Source organism: Pseudomonas sp. G34, assembly GCF_031119625.1.
Lineage (GTDB): Bacteria > Pseudomonadota > Gammaproteobacteria > Pseudomonadales > Pseudomonadaceae > Aquipseudomonas.
The window spans coordinates 58,449-78,104 of record NZ_JAVHZV010000017.1; the positions used below are offsets into that span (position 1 = coordinate 58,449).

The following is a 19,656-nucleotide window of genomic DNA, read 5'->3' on the forward strand; positions in this document are numbered from 1 at the left end:
TCCTGAAAACCCGAAAACATTCCCACGTTTTTCTCCGTGGCCATCTGCGCAGGGCCGTTTATCGCGAACCGCCGCCGATGAGTTCGCCACTTCGTCTGCGCCGATCCCAGCCGAACGGGCGATGGGCCAGGATCGTGCCTGCGTCGGTTCCGGCAAGTCCGCCTCGCGCCGAGCTTTCGGGTAGAATCGGCCTTTTTGCGAGCGAGGGGCATCGGCTCATGCGGATTGGCCATGGTTACGACGTGCATCGGTTCGGCGACGGGGATTTCATCACCCTGGGCGGGGTGCGCATCCCCCACCGGTTCGGCCTGGTTGCCCATTCCGATGGCGACGTGGTGCTGCACGCGCTGAGCGATGCACTGCTTGGCGCCGTGGCGCTCGGCGACATCGGCAAGCATTTCCCCGATACCGACCCCAACTTCAAGGGCGCCGACAGTCGTGTGCTGCTGCGCCATGTGCTGGGTCTGGTGCACGCCAAGGGCTGGAAGGTCGGCAACGTCGACGCCACCATCGAGGCCCAGGCGCCGAAGATGGCGCCGCATATCGAGGCCATGCGCGCGCTGATCGCCGAAGACCTGCAGGTCGGGCTCGATCAGGTCAACGTCAAGGCCACCACCACCGAGAAGCTCGGTTTCGTGGGCCGCGAGGAAGGCATCGCCGTACACGCCGTCGCCTTGCTGGTCAGCGCATGACCGAACTGGAGCTACTTGGCCCGTGTGCCCATGGCGAACCCTGCGGGCAGGCCGTGCTCAAGGCCACCGCCGAAGACTTTCAGGTCGACGAGGTACTGGACATCGAACTGTCCGGGGCCGGTGAACACCTCTGGCTGTGGGTCGAAAAGCGCGGCCTGAACACCGAGGATGCCGCGCGGCGCCTGGCGCGTGCCGCGGGTGTGCCCATCCGGCTGGTCAGTTACGCCGGCTTGAAGGACAAGCAGGCGCTGACGCGGCAGTGGTTCAGCCTGCATCTGCCGGGCAAGCATGATCCCGATTTGAGCGCCGCCCAGGACGACAGCCTGGCGATCCTCAAGCAGGTGCGTCACAGCCGCAAGCTGCAGCGCGGCGCCCACGCCGCCAATGGTTTCACCCTGCGCCTGACTGGGCTCAAGGCCGATCAGGCCGCGCTGGATCAGCGCCTGCATGCCATCGGCGCGCAGGGCATTCCCAATTACTACGGTGCCCAGCGCTTCGGTTTCGAGGGCGGCAACGTGGCCCATGCACGGCATTTTGCCGAGCGCGGCGAGTTGCCGGACAAGCGCAACGTGCGTTCGCGGGTACTCTCGGCGGCGCGCAGTTTCGTGTTCAACCGGGTACTGGCCGAGCGGGTGGCAGCCGGCACCTGGAACCAGGCGCTGCCTGGCGACCTGCTGGCATTCACCGACAGCCGGAGTTTTTTCCTGGCCGGCGAGGCCGAATGTGTGGATCCCCGCCTGGCCGAACTGGACCTGCATCCCACCGGGCCGCTGTGGGGCGAGGGCGCTTCGCCTGCCCAGGGCGGCAGCGGCGAGCTCGAGCAACGCATCGCCACTGCCGAGCCGCAACTGACGGGCTGGCTCGCACAAGCGGACATGGCGCACGAACGGCGCATCCTGCGCCTCCCCATTAGCGGTTTGACGTGGCATTATCCCGAGCCTGACATTCTGCAACTGGAATTCGTCTTGCCGGCTGGATGTTTCGCCACCGCTCTGGTGCGCGAAATCGTCGAGCTTTTGCCGGCAGGGCAGACGGACAACCCATGCGTATTCTGATTTCTAACGATGACGGCGTGGCCGCACCGGGCCTCGCCGCGTTGCACGCTGCGCTGGCTGATTATGCCGACTGCACGGTGATTGCCCCCGATGGCGACCGTAGCGGCGCCAGCAGCGCGCTGACCCTGGATCGCCCGCTGCACCCCTGTGTGCTGGGCAATGGCTACATCAGCCTCAACGGCACGCCCACCGACTGCGTGCACCTGGGCATCAATGGCCTGCTGCCCGAGGTGCCGGACCTGGTCGTGTCGGGCATCAACATGGGCGCCAACCTGGGCGACGACGTGCTGTATTCAGGTACCGTCGGCGCCGCCCTGGAAGGCCGCTTCCTGGCCCGCCCGGCGTTCGCCTTTTCGCTGGTCTCCCGCTCGGCCGAGAACCTGGCCACGGCGGCCCATTTCGCCCGCAGGCTGGTCGCCGGCCACGCGCAGCTCGACCTGCCGCCGCGCACGGTGCTTAACGTCAATGTGCCGAATCTGCCGCTCGAGCATATTCGCGGCGTGCAACTGACCCGCTTGGGCCATCGTGCCCGCGCCGCCGCACCGGTAAGGGACGTCAACCCGCGGGGCAAGCCTGGCTACTGGATCGCCGCGGCTGGCGACGTCGAGGATGGCGCCGAGGGCACCGACTTCCACGCCGTGATGCAGGGCTATGTATCGGTTACCCCGCTGCAGCTCGACCGCACCTATCAGGATGGGCTCAACCGCCTCAGACCCTGGCTGGAGGGGTTGATGACATGAATAGGGAGCATGACCGCCACGGGATTGGCATGACCTCGCAGCGCACCCGCGAGCGCCTGATCCAGCGACTCTACGATGAAGGGCTGTCCAACGCCGGCGTGCTCGAGGTGATCAGGCGCACGCCGCGTCATCTGTTCGTAGACGAAGCCCTGGCCCATCGCGCCTACGAAGACACGGCGCTGCCGATCGGCCACAACCAGACCATCTCGCAGCCCTACATGGTGGCGCGGATGAGCGAGCTGCTGCTCGCCGCCGGCCCGCTCGACAAGGTGCTGGAGATCGGCACCGGCTCTGGCTACCAGACGGCGATCCTGGCGCAACTGGTCGAGCGGGTGTTCACCGTCGAGCGCATTCAGGGCTTGCAGGAACGGGCGAAGGAACGATTGGTCAAACTCAGCCTGCGCAACGTGGTCTTTCGCTGGGGCGATGGCTGGGAAGGCTGGCCGGCACTGGCGCCCTACAACGGCATCATCGTTACCGCCGCGGCCTCGGAAGTGCCCCAGGCCCTGCTGGATCAGCTGGCTCCAGGTGGTCGCCTGGTGATTCCCGTTGGTTCAGGTGACGTTCAGCAACTGTTATTGATTATTCGCGAGGAACAGGGTTTCTCCCGGCACGTACTCGACGCGGTACGGTTCGTGCCCCTGCTTAACGGCCCCTTGGCCTGATTCAAACCGAACGGAAGGATGCATGAAGAAAACCTTGTTGCTGTATACCAAAGGAATGGCGATGGGCGCGGTAGATGTGGTGCCTGGGTTTTCCGGCGGCACCGTTGCCCTGATCACCGGTATATACGACAAGCTTCTCGGCTCGATCGCGGCCATCCCCCAGGCGCTGATGCTGCTCTTGCGTGGTCGCCTGGTGGCAGCCTGGCAAGCCTGCAACGCCACCTTTCTGCTGGTGGTGATGCTGGGCATCCTCAGCAGCATCTTCACCTTGGCGCGGCTCATCAGCTACCTGATGCACGAGCACCCCATACCGCTGTGGGCATTCTTCTTCGGCTTGGTACTGGTTTCCGTCTACCTGGTGGGGCGCGAGGTGGCCGTCTGGCGCGCCAACCGGATGATCAGTTTCGCCGTTGGCCTGGCATTCGCGCTGTGGATTACCCTGGCCGCACCCATGCAGCTCTCCGCTGACCCACTGACGCTGTTTCTGGCGGGCGCCATCGCCATCAGTGCGATGATCCTTCCGGGCATCTCGGGCAGCTTCATCCTGGTGCTGCTGGGGCTTTACCCGGTGGTACTGGGGGCGATCAAGAATCTCGATGTGCCGGTGCTGGCGGTATTCTGCGCCGGCTGCGTGCTTGGCCTGCTGATCTTTTCGAAGGCATTGAGCTGGCTGCTCGCCCACGCGCGTGACCTGACCATGGCCTTTCTGGCGGGGCTGATGCTCGGTTCGCTGGTCAAGGTCTGGCCCTGGAAGCAGACCCTGACGTGGCAAACCAACCGTCATGGTGAATCGTTTCCACTCGAGCAGGTCAATCTATTGCCGTGGCAGTTTGCCGATGTCAGCGGCGAGGATGCGCAGCTGCTGCTGGCTATCGTGCTGAGCCTGTGCGCCATCGTGCTGGTATTGGGTGTTGAATGGCTGGCGCGCCGCCGCCAGGTTGAAGAGGTGTGACGTTTCGGCGTTCGTTACCGGTCGCTCGGGGCCGTCTGCAAGGGAGATTGGGGTGAGTTCCACAGCCAAGCACGGACATCGTTCCTCGGGCATGTTGCGCAACCTGCTGCTGTTGACGGCCGTGGGTGCGTTGCTGGCCGGCTGCGCCAGCTCGCATTCCGGTGGTGTGCAGGTCGTCGATCGCAACAGCGCGGCGGCACAGCGCCAGCCGGTGACATCTGGCCAGTACCGGGTGCAACGTGGGGATACACTTTACTCGATCGCCTTTCGCTACGGCTGGGACTGGAAAGCGCTGGCTGCCCATAACGCCATTGCGCCGCCGTACCTGATTCGCGTCGGCCAGGTGATTCGGTTCGGTTCGGGCAGCAGCAGGCCGGTTACGGCCTCGGCGCCGAACGTTTCGACCCCTGTAGTGACCACGCCAAGCCGACCCTCCACGCCGGTGCAGGCGCCCCCGGCACAAACCACCACGCGGCCGTCGGCCCCGGTGGTGGTAGCGCCTGCCACCACTCCTGTGGAGCCCGTTCAGCGTTCCGCGAGCGGTTGGGCGTGGCCGGCAAGTGGTGCGATTATCGGCCGTTTTTCCTCAAACGGTAGTTTGAATAAAGGCATTGATATAGCAGGTGAATTGGGACAGCCTGTCCTTGCTGCGTCTGGAGGATCCGTTGTCTACGCCGGGAGTGGTTTACGGGGCTACGGCGAATTGGTGATCATCAAGCACAGCGATACCTACGTGAGTGCCTACGGCCACAACCGCAGGCTATTGGTACGTGAGGGGCAGCAGGTCAAGGTCGGGCAACAGATTGCCGAAATGGGTTCCACGGGAACTGACCGGGTGAAGCTTCACTTCGAAATTCGCCGCCAGGGTAAGCCTGTAGATCCAATGCAATACCTGCCACGTCGTTGATCTGTCGCTCGTTCGCCCGCTCACGTGGGATGGACGGGCTTTGATGTTGCCAAGGATACGGGCACATCAGGGCTTGCTGGTCGAACTCAGCAAGGGACGGAACAATAAAATGGCACTCACTACCAAGGCGCCGGAGTTTGACATCGATGAAGAACTGCTCCTGATGGAGCCGGACATCGATCTTGACGAGGCGGGCGACAAGGCGGCCACTGCCAGGGTCGCCACGCGTGGCAAGGCCAAGCAGCCTGCTGGCAGCAAGCAGCACAAGTATATCGACTACACCCGGGCGCTCGACGCCACTCAGCTTTACCTCAACGAAATCGGTTTCTCCCCACTGCTTACCCCTGAAGAAGAGGTGTTCTTCGCGCGCCTGGCGCAGAAGGGCGACCCGGCAGGGCGCAAGCGCATGATCGAAAGCAACCTGCGGCTGGTGGTGAAGATCGCCCGGCGCTACGTGAACCGCGGGTTGTCGCTGCTGGACCTGATCGAAGAAGGCAATCTCGGCCTGATTCGCGCCGTCGAGAAATTCGACCCGGAGCGCGGCTTCCGCTTCTCCACCTACGCGACCTGGTGGATCCGGCAGACCATCGAGCGGGCGATCATGAACCAGACCCGCACCATCCGTCTGCCCATTCATGTCGTCAAGGAGCTCAACGTCTACCTGCGCGCTGCTCGGGAGTTGACCCAGAAGCTCGACCACGAGCCGTCCCCCGAAGAAATCGCCAACCTGCTGGAGAAACCGGTGGGCGAGGTCAAGCGCATGCTGGGCCTCAACGAGCGGGTATCCTCGGTGGACGTGTCCCTTGGGCCAGACTCCGACAAGACGCTGCTCGACACCCTTACCGATGACCGCCCCACCGACCCTTGTGAACTGCTGCAGGACGACGATCTTTCGCAAAGCATCGACCAGTGGCTTTCGGACCTGACCGAGAAGCAGCGCGAGGTGGTGGTGCGGCGTTTCGGCTTGCGCGGGCACGAGAGCTGCACGCTCGAGGAGGTCGGCCAGGAAATCGGCCTCACCCGTGAGCGCGTGCGGCAGATTCAGGTCGAAGCGCTCAAGCGTTTGCGCGAAATACTCGAGAAGAACGGCCTTTCCGCCGACTCGCTGTTCCAGTAACACCCGGCCTGCCAGGCCTTGGGCCAGTCAGCTAGCTGACTGGCTTTTTTATTGCCTGCGATTCGGGTGAAGAAATGAAAACGGCGCCTCAGGGGCGCCGTTTTCGATCAGCCCTGGATCAGGCTGGCGTGCTGTCGCGCAGTTGCAGCAGCGCATCCGACTGCGCCTGAACGGCGCGGTACTGGTCGGCATCGCTTGCCAGCGTCGCGGCGGGTACCGGGAAGATCTCGTTCAGCTTGGCGCTCCACTCGGCCGATGCCGCCTGCTCGGGGAAGCAGCGGCGAATCAGGTCGAGCATGATCGAAACGGTCACCGAGGCACCCGGGGAAGCTCCCAGCAGGGCGGCGATGGTGCCGTCCTGAGCCGCCACCAGTTCGGTGCCGAACTGCAGGATGCCGCCTTTGTTGGCGTCCTTCTTGATGATCTGCACGCGCTGACCGGCAACCTCCAGACGCCAGTCGCTGGCCTTGGCCTCTGGATAGAAGCCGCGCAGCGTGTTCAGGCGCTGTTCATGGGACTGCATGACTTCCTTGACCAGGTAACGGGTCAGGTCGAAGTTGTCGCGGGCCACTGCCAGCATCGGGCCGATATTGTTCAGGCGCACCGACATCGGCAGGTCGAGAAACGAGCCCTTCTTCAGGAATTTGGTGGTGAAGCCGGCGTACGGCCCGAACAGCAACGACTTCTTGCCATCCACCACGCGGGTGTCCAGGTGCGGCACCGACATCGGCGGCGAGCCGACTTCAGCCTGGCTATACACCTTGGCCTGATGCTGGTTGACCACCTCCGGGTTGTCGCAGCGCAGCCACTGGCCACTGACCGGGAAGCCGCCAAAACCCTTGCCTTCGGCGATACCGGACATCTGCAGCAGGGGCAGGGCGCCGCCACCGGCACCGAGAAACACGAAGCGGGCCTGGATCTGGCGGTGATTGCCGGTCTTCTGATCCTTGGTGCTGACGCGCCAGCCATGCTCGTTGCGGGTGAGGTCGGTGACGCGCTGGTTGAAGGTCACGCGCGCATCGCTCTGCTGAACCAGGTGGTCGAGCAGGCTCTTGGTCAATGCACCGAAGTTGACGTCGGTGCCATTGGCCACGCGGGTCGCCGCGATCGGCTCGTGCGGGTCGCGGCCCGGCATCATCAGCGGCATCCACTCGGTCATGGTGGCGCGGTCTTCGCTGTACACCATGTCTTCGAAGGCGTGATGCACATGCAGCGCCGCGAAGCGCTTCTTGAGATAGTCGATGCCTTTCTGGCCGCGAACGAAGCTCAGGTGCGGTACCGGGTTGATAAAGGACCTGGGCGCGCCAAAGGTGCCTTTCTTGACCAGGTAGGCCCAGAACTGCTTGGACTCCTCGAACTGGGCGTTGATGCTCACCGCCTTCTTGATGTCGATGGAACCGTCGGCGGCCTCGGGGGTGTAGTTGAGCTCGCACAGGCCGGCGTGGCCGGTACCGGCGTTGTTCCACGGGTTGGAGCTTTCCGCCGCACCGAAGTCCATCGCCTCGACGACCTCCAGCTTGATGCCCGGATCGAGCTCCTTGAGCAGCACGGCCAGCGTTGCGCTCATGATGCCGGCACCGACCAGCACTACATCTACAGCTTCGTAATCGTTCTGCGCCATTACCACATCTCCAAAAAATCAGCGTCCAGTCATAGGCCGTCGGCCTGGGCGTCAAAGGCGCCTGTCAGCGGTTGCAGAGCTGTATTGAGGATTGGGATGACGGTAGGAGGTCGCCTTGTCCTGCCGCAAGATGATTCATATGTTCGCCACACTCTTGTGAAGTTGTTGAAACCATTTTTTCACGTTCTTTTGGAACGCGAACCTCAAAAGTTCATGTGCCTGTTGGGCCGTCCCAGCCCGCAGATGTTCCGCGAAAACGCAGCACTGCAGGGAGGAAGGGCTCTGATATCGAGCAGCACGAAGGGGGCGACTCTCTGTGGCGTTGCCGATGGCATGACTGCATCAGCGGTACGGCGATGCCGATCAGGAGGCGTCCTTATAATCGGGGCGTGATTATAAGGGCGAAAGCGCGGGAAGTGATCAGGTGCGTGTGACTTTTATTGCACGCGCACTGGGGGGCTAAAACGCCCTGGCGGGCGCTCAGTGGCGGGCGAATGCGCTTTTCGGCAACGGCGCACCGAGCCAGGTCAGGCGCTGTTCGTTGACCTCATGCCAACCTGCAGGCCCCGGCGGATGGGCGCTCTGGCGAAATGCGCGGCAGATGCCCTGGTCATCGACGCAGGCAAAAATGCGCGGGTTTCGGGTACCGGTGATTTTCTGCAGGAGGGCACGCATCAAACAAGCTCCGTTCACGCAAAGCGACCAAAGTCTTATACCGCCGGCATGTGACGAGCCGGTGACGCGGAACCGCGCTCACCGTTTACAGGTCGATTCGTTATACTTCGCGAGCCTTAAGCGCCCCCCATGGAGAACCGAGTATGAATCGCCTGTTGTTTGGTCTGGTTGCCGTTATCAGTCTGGCTCTTGTCGGTTGTGCCCACAGCCCGCAACAACTCAGCCCGCAGCCCAGGCTGATCGGCTCCCTGACTCCTGTAGGTCAGGGCCAGCCTGTGGTGGTGCGGGTTGTCGATGGGCGTCCCTCGCCGGTACTGGGAACCCGCGGTGGCCTGTATCCGGAGACCAGCGCCATCAGCGTATCGGGCCAGGATGTATTGCCCAAGCTGCAGGCCCAGGCCGAGGCGGCCGTGCGCCTGCTGGGCTTCACCCCGTCGGCCAATGCCTACAACGCGCCGCAACTGACCCTGACCCTGGCCGAGCTCAAGTACCAGTCGCCCAAGGAAGGTCTGTACGTCACCGAAGCCAACATGACCGCCAGCTTCCGTGCCGATGTGCAGAACAGCAATCGCCGTTACAGCGGCCGCTACGGGGCCTCGCTGAACCAGCGTTTCGGTATGGCACCGAACCAGGAAACCAACACCAAGCTGGTCAGTGATGTGTTGAGCGATGCACTGACGCGTGCCTTCAAGGACCCGACCCTGGGGCAGATCCTCAGCGGTCAGTGAGCCTCACGGCAGCCAAGAAAAAAGCCCCGAAATTTCGGGGCTTTTTCATTGGCGTTGGATCCTGATCAAAGCGGCAGGCCGGCCTTGATACGGTACTGGTTGCGTACCGGCATCGCGTACTGAAGGATCAGGTAGGGCTGTTGCTCGCTCGGGCAGCGGCTCAGGCGCTGCTGCCATTGCTCGGTGGCAGCGGCCAGCTCGGCGGCCGTGAACAGTGACTCGGCTGCCGGCACCTCCAGTTGCGGATCGCGCTCGCTCCACATGGCGTAGGCCAGGTAGTGCACGGGGAACAGGCGATAACCGCTGAGAATCTGCGCATCGGTCAGCGCGGCCAACTGCTTGGCATCCTCGAAGCCACTGGTGATCGGGTCGCCGAAATGCACATGCACGCGCCCCTTGTAGCCGGTGATGCCCAGGCCGATGCTCTTGTCATCCTCGCCCGGCTGCTTGGTATAGCTGCCCGTGGTGGCGCGGGTGTACAGCTCGCGGGCCTTGGCCTGGTCGCAGGGGTCGTACTCGTAGCTGATCGACACCGGCGTCAGCTTGAGGCTGGCGATCACCTCGGCGAACGGCTCGTCCTTGCGGCTCATATGAAACATCTTGAGGATCGCCGAGTCGGTGCGGTCATCACCGTCCTTGGCACGGCCTTCGGCCTGGGCGATCCAGATCGACTCGCCGTCCTGGCAGATCGAATGGCTGATATAGGCCGACAGCAACTGATAGGCCGCCAGTTTTTCGCGGCGGCCGGTGATCGAGCGGTGCACGATGAAACTCTTGTTCAGGCGCATCAGGTCGCTGACGAAGGGCTTCTGCAGCAGGTTGTCGCCAATGGCGATGCGGGGTGTCTGCAGGCCGGCGTGGTACACGGCGTAGTTGACGAAGGCCGGGTCCATGACGATGTCGCGGTGGTTGGCCAGGAACAGGTAGGGGTTGCCGGCCTTCAGGGTTTCCACGCCGGAATAGCTCACGCCATCGGTGGCATGCTCGACGGTACGGTCGATATACGGCTCGATGGATTCCTGCAGCGCGCGAACCGAGCCAATATGGCGGAACTGCGAGCGCAGCCGATGGGCTATAAGAGGTTTGAGCAGCCAGCCAAACGGGCTGGCCAGGCGCGGAAAGCGAAACTGGGTAAGGATGTCGAGAAACGCATCGTCGGCCAACAGGCGCGCCAGAACCGCTGGAATTTCCGCGTCGGCGTAGGGTCGGATGCTGTCGAATTCGCCCATCATGATCTCTTGTGATTATCGCTGCGATTGAAGACTTGGAAGCGCTGCGCCCTGTGCCGTAATCACGCGTGACGGCAACTCGAGGTGCAGCAATAGATCGCCCATTATACCCTGCAAGTCACACGGAGGCGCCCCATGTTGGAAACCCAGGATTATCAGTGCCCCTACTGCGGCGAGCCGGTCGAGGCGGTACTGGACTTGTCGGCTGGTGACCAGCAGTACATCGAGGACTGCCCGGTGTGCTGCCGGCCCATCGTTTTCCTGCTCGAGACCGACGGCCAGAGCTGGCACCTGGATGTGCGTGGGGAGAACGACTGATGAAGCGCGTCTATGAGCCGCAGGACCTGATGGAAGGCGAGTTGCTCAAGGCCATGCTGGCCAGCGAGGGCATCCAGGCGCATCTGGTCGGTGCCCATCTGGCCGGCGCGGTGGGCGAGCTGCCGGCGTGCGGGTTGCTCGGCATGCTGGTCGAGGACGCCGACGCCGAGCGCGCCCGCTGGCTGATCGGCGAGTACAATGGCGCGCAACCACTACCCGGTGACGAGCCGGACAATGTTCAGGGCGTGTTGCTGTGCTGAACGGCGCGCCCGCTTATCCTGATCGAGCCTTCAATGAGTGGACGCTTCGCGCTGTTTCGCTGGACGCCAGCCTTTGCGGCGCAGCCAGGTTTTCCCGCTGACCAGCAGCCGCACTGGAACTTCGCGCCGGGCTCACAGGTGCTGCTGTTGCGCAGCGAGCATGAGCAGCCTGCGCTGGTTCGCGCGCGCTGGGGGCTGACTCCGCCGTGGCTCAAGGACCTGTCGAAAACACCGGCCCACGCCCGCGCCGAAACCCTGGCCGAGCAACCGATGTTTCGCGACGCGTTTCGCCTGCGCCGTGGCCTGATTCCGGCCAATGGCTTCTACGAGTGGCGCGGTGCGGCGCGTAAACGGCCGTACTGGCTGAGCAGCGAGGAGCCGCTGCTGTATTTCGCCGCGGTCTGGGAGGCCTACCCGGTGGAGGGGCAGGTTTACCTGAGCACGGCGATGATCACCCAGGCTGCTGCGTCGCTGCGTCGCCCGCTGATTCTCGATGCGCGCGACAGGCAGCGCTGGCTGGCCGCTGACACGCCGCTCGAGGAGCTGCAAGCGCTGCTCGTCGGCAGGGCGCAGCCCTTGCGGGAACGGGTATTGAGCAATCTGGTCAATGACCCGAAGCTCGACGGGCCGGAGTGTCTGACGCCTGTCTGAGGCTTTGGCTTGCGCTTGAATGCGGGCAGCCCCCCAGCAGGCCGCTGAAAACCTAGGCGAGGCAACTGACGCCAGGCTTTTTTAACGACGCGGCGCAGCGTAGGTAGTTTTTCAACAGCCTGTTAGCATATTTCGCTCAAGTACCCAGGGAGTTCCAGCATGAAATCGTCGTTGTCCATTACCACGCTGACCGCGGCTCTGCTGCTGGCAGGATGCCAAGCCGTGAACACCACCAGCGGTGGGGCGGTAGGTGTCGAGCGCAAGCAGTACATGTTCAGCGCGCTGTCGACCGATGAGGTCAACCAGATGTATGCCCAGTCCTACCAGGAGACCTTGCAGAAGGCCTCCAGCAAGGGTGTGCTGGACAAGACCAGCGCCGACGCCAAGCGCCTGCAGCGTATCGCCGATCGCCTGATCAAGCAGGCGCCGCTGTTCCGCCCGGATGCGGCGCAGTGGCAGTGGGAGGTCAACCTGATCAAGAGCCCCGAGCTCAACGCTAACTGCGGCCCTGGCGGCAAGATCATCTTCTACAGCGGCATCATCGAGAAACTGAAGCTCACCGATGACGAAATCGCTGCCGTCATGGGGCACGAGATCGCCCACGCCCTGCGTGAGCATGGCCGCGAGGCGATGTCCAAGGCTTATGGGCTGAACATGGCCAAGCAGGGCGCTGCCGCATTGCTGGGCGTGAGTTCGGACCAGATGGCGCTGGCTGATGCGGCGGTGAACTATGGCATGACGCTGCCCAACAGCCGCAGCAACGAGAACGAAGCCGACCTGATCGGCCTGGAACTGGCTGCCCGTGCAGGCTTCAACCCCAACGCGGCGGTCACCCTGTGGCAGAAAATGGCCAAGGCCAGCGAAGGTGCGCCACCAGAGTTCATGAGCACCCACCCCTCCTCGTCGAGCCGCATCGCCTCGCTGCAGGCGACGATTCCGAAAGTCATGCCGCTCTATCAGCAAGCCAAAAAGAACTGATCGCCAGCCAGTGTCCAGCTCCCGAAGCCATGCTCGGGAGCTGGCTACCTGGTTTGCCGTGCTGCCTGCCGAATAGGTGAGAGCCGCCGCCTGCGTAACGGCGCCTTTGATCGTGCCATCAGCCGTTCAGAAAGCCGCTCAGCAGCATGGCCTGGTAGGCGGCGTAAAGTGCCAGGGCCGCAAAGGCGATGGCTGCAAGCCGGCGAATCAGCGTGAGGGGGAGGCGCTCGGCGGCGAAGTTGCCGGCCAGCACCACCGGCACGTTGGCGATCAGCATGCCCAGGGTGGTGCCGAGCACCACCATTATGAAGTGCGGGTACTGGGCGGCGAGCATCACCGTCGCCACCTGGGTCTTGTCGCCCATCTCGGCCAGAAAGAATGCGATCACGGTGGTCAGGAACGGCCCGTGGCGCTTGAGGCTGGAGCTTTCGTCATCCTCGAGTTTGTCCGGGATCAGCGTCCACAGCGCCACAGCGATGAAGGACGCGGCGAGGATCCAGCTCAGCAGTGCCGGCGACAGCAGCCCGGCGACCCAGTTGCCCAGCGCACCCGCAGCCAGGTGGTTGGCCAGGGTGGCGACCACCATCCCCCAGATGATCGGCCAGGGCCTGCGAAAGCGCGCGGCCAGCAACAGCGCGAGCAACTGCGTCTTGTCGCCGATTTCCGCCAGGGCAACGATCAGGGTGGGAACGAAAAGAGATTCCAGCATCGCGGTTCCTAAAGGGGCGGGTAGACACGGCTATGACACGTACAGCCTTCCCGCCCCGGGTAAGGTGTGCGTGTCATAGGTCTTGTCAAACCCCGGGCAGCGTTCGAACCGAACGGCGCCGATCCGTCTTGGCGGATCTTGGGTCGCACGCACCATGGTCAGCCGACCAAGTATGTTGATGCGTGCCGGGCGAGCGGGCGCTCGCGGGAGACTACTCCCCTAGGACGCGCGCATTCTGCCCAAACACCATGCGTTGGGCAAGGCCTGCGCCGCCATGCCGCAGGCGCCGGCCGTTACCGGCTGATGGCCCGGTAGATACGGAAACCATCGGCGTCGGCCAGGGTGTGACAGGCGCCGATATATTGCTCGATCAGGGGTGGGTACTTGAGAAAACGGTTGGCCACCAGGCGGATTTCTCCGCCTTTGCGCAGGTGCCGCGAGGCCTGGCGCAACAGGTCCTCGCTGGCCTGGTAGTGGGTATGCACGCCCTGGTGGAACGGCGGATTACTGAGGATGGCGCTCAGCTCGACCGGTGCCGCGGCGATACCATCGCCACTGATGACATCGGCCTGCAGGCCATTGGCAGCCAGGGTCAGGCGACTGCTGGCGACGGCGAAGGCATCGACGTCCAGCAGGGTGACCTGGCTGTGCGGATAGCGGCGCTTGAGCACTGCACCGAGCACCCCGGCACCGCAGCCGAAGTCGAGCAGATGGCCGCCTGGCAGTTGATCCAGATGCTTGAGCAGCAGTGCGCTGCCAATATCCAGCCGACCGTGGCTGAACACCCCAGGCAGGGTGACCACCTCGAGGGGGCCGTCATCGAGCGGCAGGCTGTAGCGCTGCGCCAGCGTGGCGAGAGCCGGTTCTGCAGGCACCTGATCCACGCGCACCTGCCACAGCTGGCAGTGGCGGGCACTGTCGAGTTTGCGCGGCGTGCCGTAGGCGGCCATCTGCTTGGCCGCGCGCTCGACGCCGGCGCGCTTTTCGCCCACCAGGTAGAGCAGCTTGCCAGGCAGGCGGGCGGCCAGGGCATCGAGCAGGTAGGCGGTCAATTCGCGGGATTTGGGCAGGAACAACACGGCCGTCTCGAAAGCATGCGCGGGTGGTGCGATGTCGAATGCACTGCGCCCGGCGAAGCGCGCCGCGAGCCTCGCCTGGTCACCGGCGTGCCAGCTCCAGCCCGACGCCTGGGGCAGCTGTGCCAACAGGTCATCGGCCGGCAGCCCCGCGAGCAAGGCGGGGCCGGCAAACAGCTCGGCCTGACGCAGCAGCACTTCACTTCGCGGATCCATCAGCTCTACCCCGGCAAAAGCGCGAAGGGTAGGGGCCTGGGCCGCAAGCTGCAAGCCCGACGCGTCATGGGATCAGTTGACCTGGCGCTTGGCCTGCCCGGCAAAAAAGCTCGCCGCGTTTTCCGCCAGTTGGCCAACGATCCGCTGGCGCGCCTCGCGGGCGCCCCAGGCGCTGTGCGGGGTGATGATCAGCCGTGGAATGTCGGCAGCCAGCAGCGGGTTGCCGTCCTTGGGCGGCTCCTGGGTCAGTACGTCGGTCGCCGCGCCGCCCAGCTTGCCCGCGCGCAGGGCGTCGGCCAGGGCTTGTTCGTTGATCAGGCCGCCACGGGCGGTGTTGATCACGAACGCGCCGGGCTTGAGCAGCTCCAGCTCCCGGGCGCCGATCAGGTTACGGGTCTGTTCGGTCAACGGGCAGTGCAGGGTGAGGGCATCGACCTGGGTGAGCAGTTCATCCAGCGGCAGGCGATCGGCCCGCGGCGGGCGCCCCGGGAGTTGGCCATAGAGCACGCGCATGCCGAAGGCTTCGGCCAGCCTGGCCACCGCGCCGCCCAGCTCGCCGTGGCCAAGCAGGCCGAGGGTCTTGCCTTCGAGTTCGACGATCGGGTGGTCGAGCAGGCAGAACATCGGCGATTGCTGCCAGCGGCCGGCACGGACATCGCGCTGATAGTCCGCCAGGCTGGTGGCCAGGGCCAGGAGCAGCGTCAGGGTGTGCTGGGCCACCGAAGGCGTGCCGTAACCCTGGCAATTGCACACGGTCACGCCGTGCGCCCGGGCTGCGGCAAGGTCGACGTTGTTGGTACCGGTGGCCGCGACCAGCACCAGCTCGAGATCCGGGCAGGCCGCCAGCACGGCGGCGTCGATCACGGCCTTGTTGCTGATCGCCACGCGGGCGCCCTGCAGGCGCTCGATGATCTGCGACGGGCTGCTCTGGTCGTGCAGCGTCAGCTCGGCGAACGGTTCGCGCAGCGGCGTCATGTCCAGATCGCCAAGGTCGAGGGAGCGATAATCGAGAAACACCGCGCGGCCTGTTTTACTCATCAGCTGTACCTTTCTGGCTGTACTGTCGGGAAGTAAAGTGCAGCCTATCAGAAGCGCGCCGCCGCCTGCCTACGGGTTGCGCGCCGGCCTCGTTGAATCAATCAGCCAATTTCTGGAGCTGCCGTGTACTGGATGGAGTTTTTCACCGTTGCCCTCATTCACCTGCTGGCCGTCGCGAGCCCGGGGCCGGATTTCGCCATCGTGGTGCGTGAAAGCGTGGCCCATGGTCGGCGCGCCGGGGTGTTCTGCGCATTGGGCGTCGGCACCGGGATTTTCGTTCACGTGGCCTATTCGCTACTGGGCATCGGCCTGATCGTTTCCCAGTCGATCGTGCTGTTCAACGCCCTCAAGTGGCTGGCCGCCGCCTACCTGCTGTACATCGGCTTCAAGGCCCTGCGCGCGCGCCCGGCAGCACCCGGTGCGCTGCAGGAACAGGCCGCTGCCCCGGCGAGAACACCCCGTGGAGCGTTCGTGACCGGCTTCGTGACCAATGGCCTGAACCCCAAGGCGACACTGTTCTTCCTGTCGCTGTTCACCGTGGTGATCAACCCGCACACCCCGTTGCTCGTGCAGGGCGGCTACGGGGTGTACCTGGCCGTGGCGACGGCAGTGTGGTTCTGCCTGGTGGCGATGCTGTTCAGCCAGCAGCGGGTGCGCGACGGCTTCGCGCGCATGGGCCACTGGTTCGATCGCCTGATGGGTGCGGTGCTGGTCGGCCTCGGCATCAAGCTGGCGTTTACCGAGCTGAAATAAGGAGCGCGGTGGCGCTCCTGGCTGGCCGGTTACAGCAGTTGCACCGCGACCGCCGTCGCCTCGCCGCCGCCGATGCACAGCGAGGCGATGCCGCGCTTGCCGCCCGTCTGGCGCAGGGCGTTGATCAGCGTGACGATGATGCGCGAGCCGGTCGAACCCACCGGATGCCCCTGGGCACAGGCGCCGCCGTAGATATTCACCTTGGCGTGATCGAGGTCGTGTTCGCGCATCGCCAGCATGGTGACCATGGCAAAGGCCTCGTTGATCTCGAACAGGTCGACTTCTGCCTTCTGCCAGCCGGCCTTGTGCAGCACCTTGCTGATGGCGCCGATGGGCGCGAGGGTGAATTCGCTGGGATCCTGGCTCTGGGTGGCATGCGCAACGATGCGCGCCAGCGGTTGCAGGCCGCGAGCCTGGGCCTGTTCTGCGCTCATCAGCAGCAGCGCGCTGGCGCCATCGGAAATCGAACTGGCGTTGGCGGCGGTGATGCTGCCGTCCTTGCTGAAGGCCGGCTTCAGGCTGGGGATCTTGTCGATCCTGGCGTTCAGCGGCTGTTCGTCCTCCTTCACCTCGACCTCACCCTTACGGCTTGCAACGTTCACCGGCACGATCTCGGCGGCCAGCACGCCTGAAGCCATGGCCTGCTGTGCACGGCGCAGCGACTCGATGGCATAGGCGTCCATCGCTTCGCGGGTGATGCCAGCGCTATCCGCGGTTTCCTGGGCGAACGAGCCCATCAGCCGACCGGTACGGGCATCCTCCAGCCCATCGAAGAACATGTGGTCCTTGACCTCGCCATGGCCCATGCGCAAACCACCACGTGCCTTGGGCAGCAGGTAGGGGGCATTGGACATGCTCTCCATGCCACCGGCGATCATCACATCGGCGCTGCCAGCCTTGATCAGGTCATGGGCGAGCATCACCGCCTTCATGCCCGAGCCGCAGAGTTTGTTGATAGTGGTGCAACCGCTGGCGCTCGGCAGGCCGGCGGCAAGTGCTGCCTGGCGAGCAGGGCCCTGCTTGAGCCCGGCGGGCAGCACGCAGCCCATGATCACTTCCTGCACGTCGTCAGGGGCGACACCCGCCCGGGCGATGGCCGCGCGTATCGCTGCGGCACCAAGATCCGTTGCGCTTAGCGAAGCCAGGCTACCCTGAAAACCACCCATGGGCGTGCGAGCGCCACTGACAATAACGATATCCGACATAGGTTCACCTTGATCTGCAAATAGGGGGCGAAACCGGCCCGCTGGTCATAGTGAGCAACACAATCATCCCTTTGGCTGATTGAGCGAGCGCTACCACACGTTAATGTTGGGCAAGGTGCCATCAGCGCTCAGGTTTCGCTTCATCTTCATCGCTTCCAACAATAGTCCAGAACAGGTGAGCCCATGTTGCAGACCCGCATCCTTCCCCCCGCCGCGAATGCCCACCCATACCCGTTGCTGATCAAAAGCCTGTTGCTGTCGGGCAGCCGTTACGAAAAAAACCGTGAAATCGTCTACCGCGACACGTTTCGTTACAGCTACGCAACCTTCAACGAACGGGTGGCGCGGCTGGCCAACGTGCTCACCCAGGCCGGGGTAAAGGCCGGCGACACCGTGGCGGTGATGGACTGGGACAGCCACCGTTACCTGGAATGCATGTTCGCGGTGCCGATGCTGGGAGCGGTGCTGCACACCATCAATATCCGCCTGTCACCCGAGCAGATCCTCTACACCATGAACCACGCCGAAGACCGCTTCGTGCTGGTCAACAGCGACTTTGCCGCGCTGTATCAGGGGATCGCCTCGCAACTCACCACGGTCACCGGCACCCTGCTGCTGAGCGACAACGCCACGACCGTCGACGAGCTCCCCGCATCCGTCGGTGAGTACGAAAGCCTGCTGGCGGTGGCCGAGCCGAGCTATGCGTTCGCCGATTTCGACGAGAACTCCGTCGCCACCACCTTCTACACCACGGGCACCACCGGCAATCCGAAGGGCGTGTACTTCAGCCACCGGCAACTGGTGCTGCATACCCTGTCGATGGCCACCACCCTGGGCAGCCTGGACAGCATCCGCTTGATGGGCAATGACGACGTGTACATGCCCATCACCCCCATGTTCCACGTACACGCCTGGGGCGTGCCCTATGTCGCGACGCTGCTGGGCGTCAAGCAGGTCTATCCGGGGCGCTACGAGCCGGAAATGCTCTGCAAGCTGATCAAGCGCGAGCAGGTGACCTTCTCCCATTGCGTGCCGACCATCCTGCAGATGCTGCTGGCCGCGCCTGGCGCCCAGGGGCATGACTTCAAGGGCATGAAGGTGATCATCGGTGGCAGCGCCCTCAACCGCGCCCTGTATGAGGCTGCCAAGGCCAGGGGCATTCAGCTGACGGCAGCCTATGGCATGTCGGAAACCTGCCCGCTGATCTCCTGCGCCTACCTCAACGATGAGCTGCTCGGCGGGGGCGAGGAGCAGCGCACGGCCTACCGCATCAAGGCCGGTATTCCGGTGCCGCTGGTGGAAGCCTCGATCATGGACAGCGAGGGCAAGCACCTGCCCGCCGATGGCCAGACCCAGGGCGAACTGGTGTTGCGCGCCCCCTGGCTGACCCAGGGTTACTTCCGTGAAGCGCAAAAGGGCGAGGAGCTGTGGGCCCATGGCTGGTTGCACACCGGCGATGTGGCAACCCTGGACGATATGGGCTTCATCGACATCCGCGACCGCCTCAAGGATGTGATCAAGACCGGCGGCGAGTGGGTCTCCTCGCTGGAGCTCGAAGACCTGATCAGTCGCCAGCCGGCGGTTCGCGAAGTGGCCGTGGTGGGGGTGGCCGATACGCAATGGGGCGAGCGCCCATTCGCCCTGGTCGTGGCCAAGGAAGGCCAGCCGCTGGACGCGCGGATTCTCAAGGAACACCTCACGCCTTTCGTCGAGCAGGGGGTCATCAACAAGTGGGCGATCCCCTCGCAGATCGCCCTTGTTACCGAAATTCCCAAGACCAGTGTGGGCAAGCTGGACAAAAAGCGTATTCGCGTTGATCTCGCGCAGTGGCAGGAGGCCGGAAGTGAGTTTTTATCGTCCCTGTAAGGCACGAATTTCAACGGCAAAAATGTGACTGATCAGTCAAACAAGCGTTTGGCTTGCTAATTGCTGGTTTCCGGCCATCCTTGGCTTGTCACGGATGGGATTGATCCCTCTAAACCGGCGAGCCAGAGTGTCTCGGGCACTGCAAGCACCACCTGGCAAGGCTCGCTGGCTTTAGTCAATCAGCCATAACAAAAACAAATGGAGT

At 63.9% G+C, this 19,656-nt stretch carries 21 protein-coding genes and 1 riboswitch; of the genes, 14 read left to right on the top strand and 7 right to left on the bottom strand.

Annotation, left to right across the window (positions count from 1 at the left end; genetic code table 11):
* The first annotated feature begins 218 nt into the window (after positions 1-218).
* From ispF to rpoS, 7 genes are all read left to right on the top strand, one after another.
* Positions 219-692: a 2-C-methyl-D-erythritol 2,4-cyclodiphosphate synthase gene (ispF, locus tag QYS36_RS11760; RefSeq protein WP_308839652.1), complete on the top strand. Its 474-nt coding sequence runs from the start codon at positions 219-221 to the stop codon at positions 690-692.
* Positions 689-1,747: a tRNA pseudouridine(13) synthase TruD gene (gene truD, locus QYS36_RS11765; protein ID WP_308839653.1), complete on the top strand. Its 1,059-nt coding sequence runs from the start codon at positions 689-691 to the stop codon at positions 1,745-1,747. Before ispF ends, truD begins: the two co-directional genes overlap by 4 nt.
* Positions 1,735-2,487, top strand: a complete 753-nt coding sequence (gene surE / locus QYS36_RS11770) for a 5'/3'-nucleotidase SurE (protein ID WP_308839654.1) — start codon at positions 1,735-1,737, stop codon at positions 2,485-2,487. The genes truD and surE overlap by 13 nt, the downstream gene beginning before the upstream one ends.
* Before the next feature lie 29 nt (positions 2,488-2,516).
* Positions 2,517-3,152, top strand: a complete 636-nt coding sequence (locus tag QYS36_RS11775) for a protein-L-isoaspartate(D-aspartate) O-methyltransferase (RefSeq protein ID WP_167364665.1) — start codon at positions 2,517-2,519, stop codon at positions 3,150-3,152.
* Positions 3,153-3,174: 22 nt separating this feature from the next.
* A complete protein-coding gene (locus tag QYS36_RS11780; RefSeq protein ID WP_308839655.1) occupies positions 3,175-4,104 on the top strand; it encodes a DUF368 domain-containing protein in 930 nt (309 codons plus the stop codon).
* 91 nt (positions 4,105-4,195) lie between these two features.
* Positions 4,196-5,011, top strand: coding sequence for a peptidoglycan DD-metalloendopeptidase family protein (locus QYS36_RS11785; protein WP_308839772.1), 816 nt, complete (start codon positions 4,196-4,198; stop codon positions 5,009-5,011).
* Positions 5,012-5,120: 109 nt separating this feature from the next.
* Positions 5,121-6,128, top strand: coding sequence for an RNA polymerase sigma factor RpoS (gene rpoS, locus QYS36_RS11790; RefSeq protein WP_308839656.1), 1,008 nt, complete (start codon positions 5,121-5,123; stop codon positions 6,126-6,128).
* Positions 6,129-6,246: 118 nt separating this feature from the next.
* Here the strand turns inward: rpoS and mqo are convergent, their stop codons facing one another.
* Positions 6,247-7,749 (bottom strand): malate dehydrogenase (quinone), encoded by a 1,503-nt coding sequence (gene mqo, locus QYS36_RS11795; RefSeq protein WP_308839657.1) that lies wholly within the window; start codon positions 7,747-7,749, stop codon positions 6,247-6,249.
* A 480-nt stretch (positions 7,750-8,229) separates the two neighbouring features.
* Complete coding sequence (locus QYS36_RS11800; RefSeq protein WP_308839658.1) at positions 8,230-8,424, bottom strand: hypothetical protein; 195 nt, start codon at positions 8,422-8,424, stop codon at positions 8,230-8,232.
* A 143-nt stretch (positions 8,425-8,567) separates the two neighbouring features.
* On the opposite strand from QYS36_RS11800, the gene QYS36_RS11805 reads away from it, so the two are divergent.
* Complete coding sequence (locus QYS36_RS11805; RefSeq protein ID WP_111460634.1) at positions 8,568-9,152, top strand: YajG family lipoprotein; 585 nt, start codon at positions 8,568-8,570, stop codon at positions 9,150-9,152.
* Between the two features lie 65 nt (positions 9,153-9,217).
* On the opposite strand, the gene QYS36_RS11810 is transcribed toward QYS36_RS11805, so the two are convergent.
* Positions 9,218-10,381 carry a 1-acyl-sn-glycerol-3-phosphate acyltransferase gene (locus QYS36_RS11810; protein ID WP_308839659.1) on the bottom strand — a complete coding sequence of 388 codons (1,164 nt, stop codon included), beginning with the start codon at positions 10,379-10,381 and terminating at the stop codon, positions 9,218-9,220.
* A gap of 135 nt (positions 10,382-10,516) precedes the next feature.
* Here QYS36_RS11810 and QYS36_RS11815 point away from each other — a divergent pair, with 135 nt between their 5' ends.
* The 4 genes from QYS36_RS11815 to QYS36_RS11830 all read left to right on the top strand — a co-directional run bounded on the left by QYS36_RS11815 (position 10,517) and on the right by QYS36_RS11830 (position 12,588).
* The gene (locus tag QYS36_RS11815) at positions 10,517-10,699 is read left to right on the top strand and encodes a CPXCG motif-containing cysteine-rich protein (protein WP_075929669.1); all 183 of its coding nucleotides are present in this window, start codon (positions 10,517-10,519) and stop codon (positions 10,697-10,699) included.
* Entirely contained in the window at positions 10,699-10,959 is a 261-nt protein-coding gene (locus QYS36_RS11820) for a putative signal transducing protein (protein WP_308839660.1), read from the top strand. Before QYS36_RS11815 ends, QYS36_RS11820 begins: the two co-directional genes overlap by 1 nt.
* A gap of 33 nt (positions 10,960-10,992) precedes the next feature.
* Entirely contained in the window at positions 10,993-11,610 is a 618-nt protein-coding gene (locus tag QYS36_RS11825) for an SOS response-associated peptidase (protein ID WP_308839661.1), read from the top strand.
* Between the two features lie 159 nt (positions 11,611-11,769).
* On the top strand, positions 11,770-12,588 hold the full coding sequence (locus QYS36_RS11830) for a M48 family metallopeptidase (protein WP_308839662.1): 819 nt from the start codon (positions 11,770-11,772) through the stop codon (positions 12,586-12,588).
* Between the two features lie 118 nt (positions 12,589-12,706).
* Here QYS36_RS11830 and QYS36_RS11835 read toward each other — a convergent pair whose 3' ends face one another.
* The 3 genes from QYS36_RS11835 to QYS36_RS11845 all read right to left on the bottom strand — a co-directional run bounded on the left by QYS36_RS11835 (position 12,707) and on the right by QYS36_RS11845 (position 15,627).
* Positions 12,707-13,294 carry a TMEM165/GDT1 family protein gene (locus QYS36_RS11835; protein ID WP_308839773.1) on the bottom strand — a complete coding sequence of 196 codons (588 nt, stop codon included), beginning with the start codon at positions 13,292-13,294 and terminating at the stop codon, positions 12,707-12,709.
* 91 nt (positions 13,295-13,385) lie between these two features.
* A riboswitch (yybP-ykoY riboswitch) is annotated at positions 13,386-13,532 on the bottom strand.
* Between the two features lie 58 nt (positions 13,533-13,590).
* Positions 13,591-14,589, bottom strand: a complete 999-nt coding sequence (locus QYS36_RS11840; RefSeq protein ID WP_308839663.1) for a class I SAM-dependent methyltransferase — start codon at positions 14,587-14,589, stop codon at positions 13,591-13,593.
* A gap of 72 nt (positions 14,590-14,661) precedes the next feature.
* A complete protein-coding gene (locus tag QYS36_RS11845; RefSeq protein WP_308839664.1) occupies positions 14,662-15,627 on the bottom strand; it encodes a 2-hydroxyacid dehydrogenase in 966 nt (321 codons plus the stop codon).
* A gap of 123 nt (positions 15,628-15,750) precedes the next feature.
* On the opposite strand from QYS36_RS11845, the gene QYS36_RS11850 reads away from it, so the two are divergent.
* Complete coding sequence (locus QYS36_RS11850; RefSeq protein WP_308839665.1) at positions 15,751-16,380, top strand: LysE family transporter; 630 nt, start codon at positions 15,751-15,753, stop codon at positions 16,378-16,380.
* Positions 16,381-16,409: 29 nt separating this feature from the next.
* Here the strand turns inward: QYS36_RS11850 and QYS36_RS11855 are convergent, their stop codons facing one another.
* A complete protein-coding gene (locus QYS36_RS11855; protein ID WP_308839666.1) occupies positions 16,410-17,585 on the bottom strand; it encodes an acetyl-CoA C-acyltransferase in 1,176 nt (391 codons plus the stop codon).
* 183 nt (positions 17,586-17,768) lie between these two features.
* On the opposite strand from QYS36_RS11855, the gene QYS36_RS11860 reads away from it, so the two are divergent.
* Entirely contained in the window at positions 17,769-19,451 is a 1,683-nt protein-coding gene (locus QYS36_RS11860; protein ID WP_308839667.1) for a fatty acid--CoA ligase, read from the top strand.
* The last annotated feature ends 205 nt before the right edge of the window (positions 19,452-19,656 follow it).

Excerpts from the sequence above, each read along its gene's own strand:
- QYS36_RS11800 (WP_308839658.1), bottom strand. The coding sequence starts at position 8,424 with ATGCGTGCCCTCCTGCAGAAAATCACCGGTACCCGAAACCCGCGCATT.
- QYS36_RS11855 (WP_308839666.1), bottom strand. The coding sequence starts at position 17,585 with ATGTCGGATATCGTTATTGTCAGTGGCGCTCGCACGCCCATGGGTGGT.
- QYS36_RS11860 (WP_308839667.1), top strand. The coding sequence starts at position 17,769 with ATGTTGCAGACCCGCATCCTTCCCCCCGCCGCGAATGCCCACCCATAC.
- QYS36_RS11780 (WP_308839655.1), top strand. The coding sequence starts at position 3,175 with ATGAAGAAAACCTTGTTGCTGTATACCAAAGGAATGGCGATGGGCGCG.
- QYS36_RS11815 (WP_075929669.1), top strand. The coding sequence starts at position 10,517 with ATGTTGGAAACCCAGGATTATCAGTGCCCCTACTGCGGCGAGCCGGTC.
- ispF (WP_308839652.1), top strand. The coding sequence starts at position 219 with ATGCGGATTGGCCATGGTTACGACGTGCATCGGTTCGGCGACGGGGAT.
- surE (WP_308839654.1), top strand. The coding sequence starts at position 1,735 with ATGCGTATTCTGATTTCTAACGATGACGGCGTGGCCGCACCGGGCCTC.
- QYS36_RS11825 (WP_308839661.1), top strand. The coding sequence starts at position 10,993 with ATGAGTGGACGCTTCGCGCTGTTTCGCTGGACGCCAGCCTTTGCGGCG.
- mqo (WP_308839657.1), bottom strand. The coding sequence starts at position 7,749 with ATGGCGCAGAACGATTACGAAGCTGTAGATGTAGTGCTGGTCGGTGCC.
- QYS36_RS11785 (WP_308839772.1), top strand. The coding sequence starts at position 4,196 with ATGTTGCGCAACCTGCTGCTGTTGACGGCCGTGGGTGCGTTGCTGGCC.
- QYS36_RS11775 (WP_167364665.1), top strand. The coding sequence starts at position 2,517 with ATGACCTCGCAGCGCACCCGCGAGCGCCTGATCCAGCGACTCTACGAT.
- QYS36_RS11830 (WP_308839662.1), top strand. The coding sequence starts at position 11,770 with ATGAAATCGTCGTTGTCCATTACCACGCTGACCGCGGCTCTGCTGCTG.
- QYS36_RS11845 (WP_308839664.1), bottom strand. The coding sequence starts at position 15,627 with ATGAGTAAAACAGGCCGCGCGGTGTTTCTCGATTATCGCTCCCTCGAC.
- QYS36_RS11805 (WP_111460634.1), top strand. The coding sequence starts at position 8,568 with ATGAATCGCCTGTTGTTTGGTCTGGTTGCCGTTATCAGTCTGGCTCTT.
- rpoS (WP_308839656.1), top strand. The coding sequence starts at position 5,121 with ATGGCACTCACTACCAAGGCGCCGGAGTTTGACATCGATGAAGAACTG.
- QYS36_RS11810 (WP_308839659.1), bottom strand. The coding sequence starts at position 10,381 with ATGGGCGAATTCGACAGCATCCGACCCTACGCCGACGCGGAAATTCCA.
- truD (WP_308839653.1), top strand. The coding sequence starts at position 689 with ATGACCGAACTGGAGCTACTTGGCCCGTGTGCCCATGGCGAACCCTGC.
- QYS36_RS11820 (WP_308839660.1), top strand. The coding sequence starts at position 10,699 with ATGAAGCGCGTCTATGAGCCGCAGGACCTGATGGAAGGCGAGTTGCTC.
- QYS36_RS11840 (WP_308839663.1), bottom strand. The coding sequence starts at position 14,589 with ATGGATCCGCGAAGTGAAGTGCTGCTGCGTCAGGCCGAGCTGTTTGCC.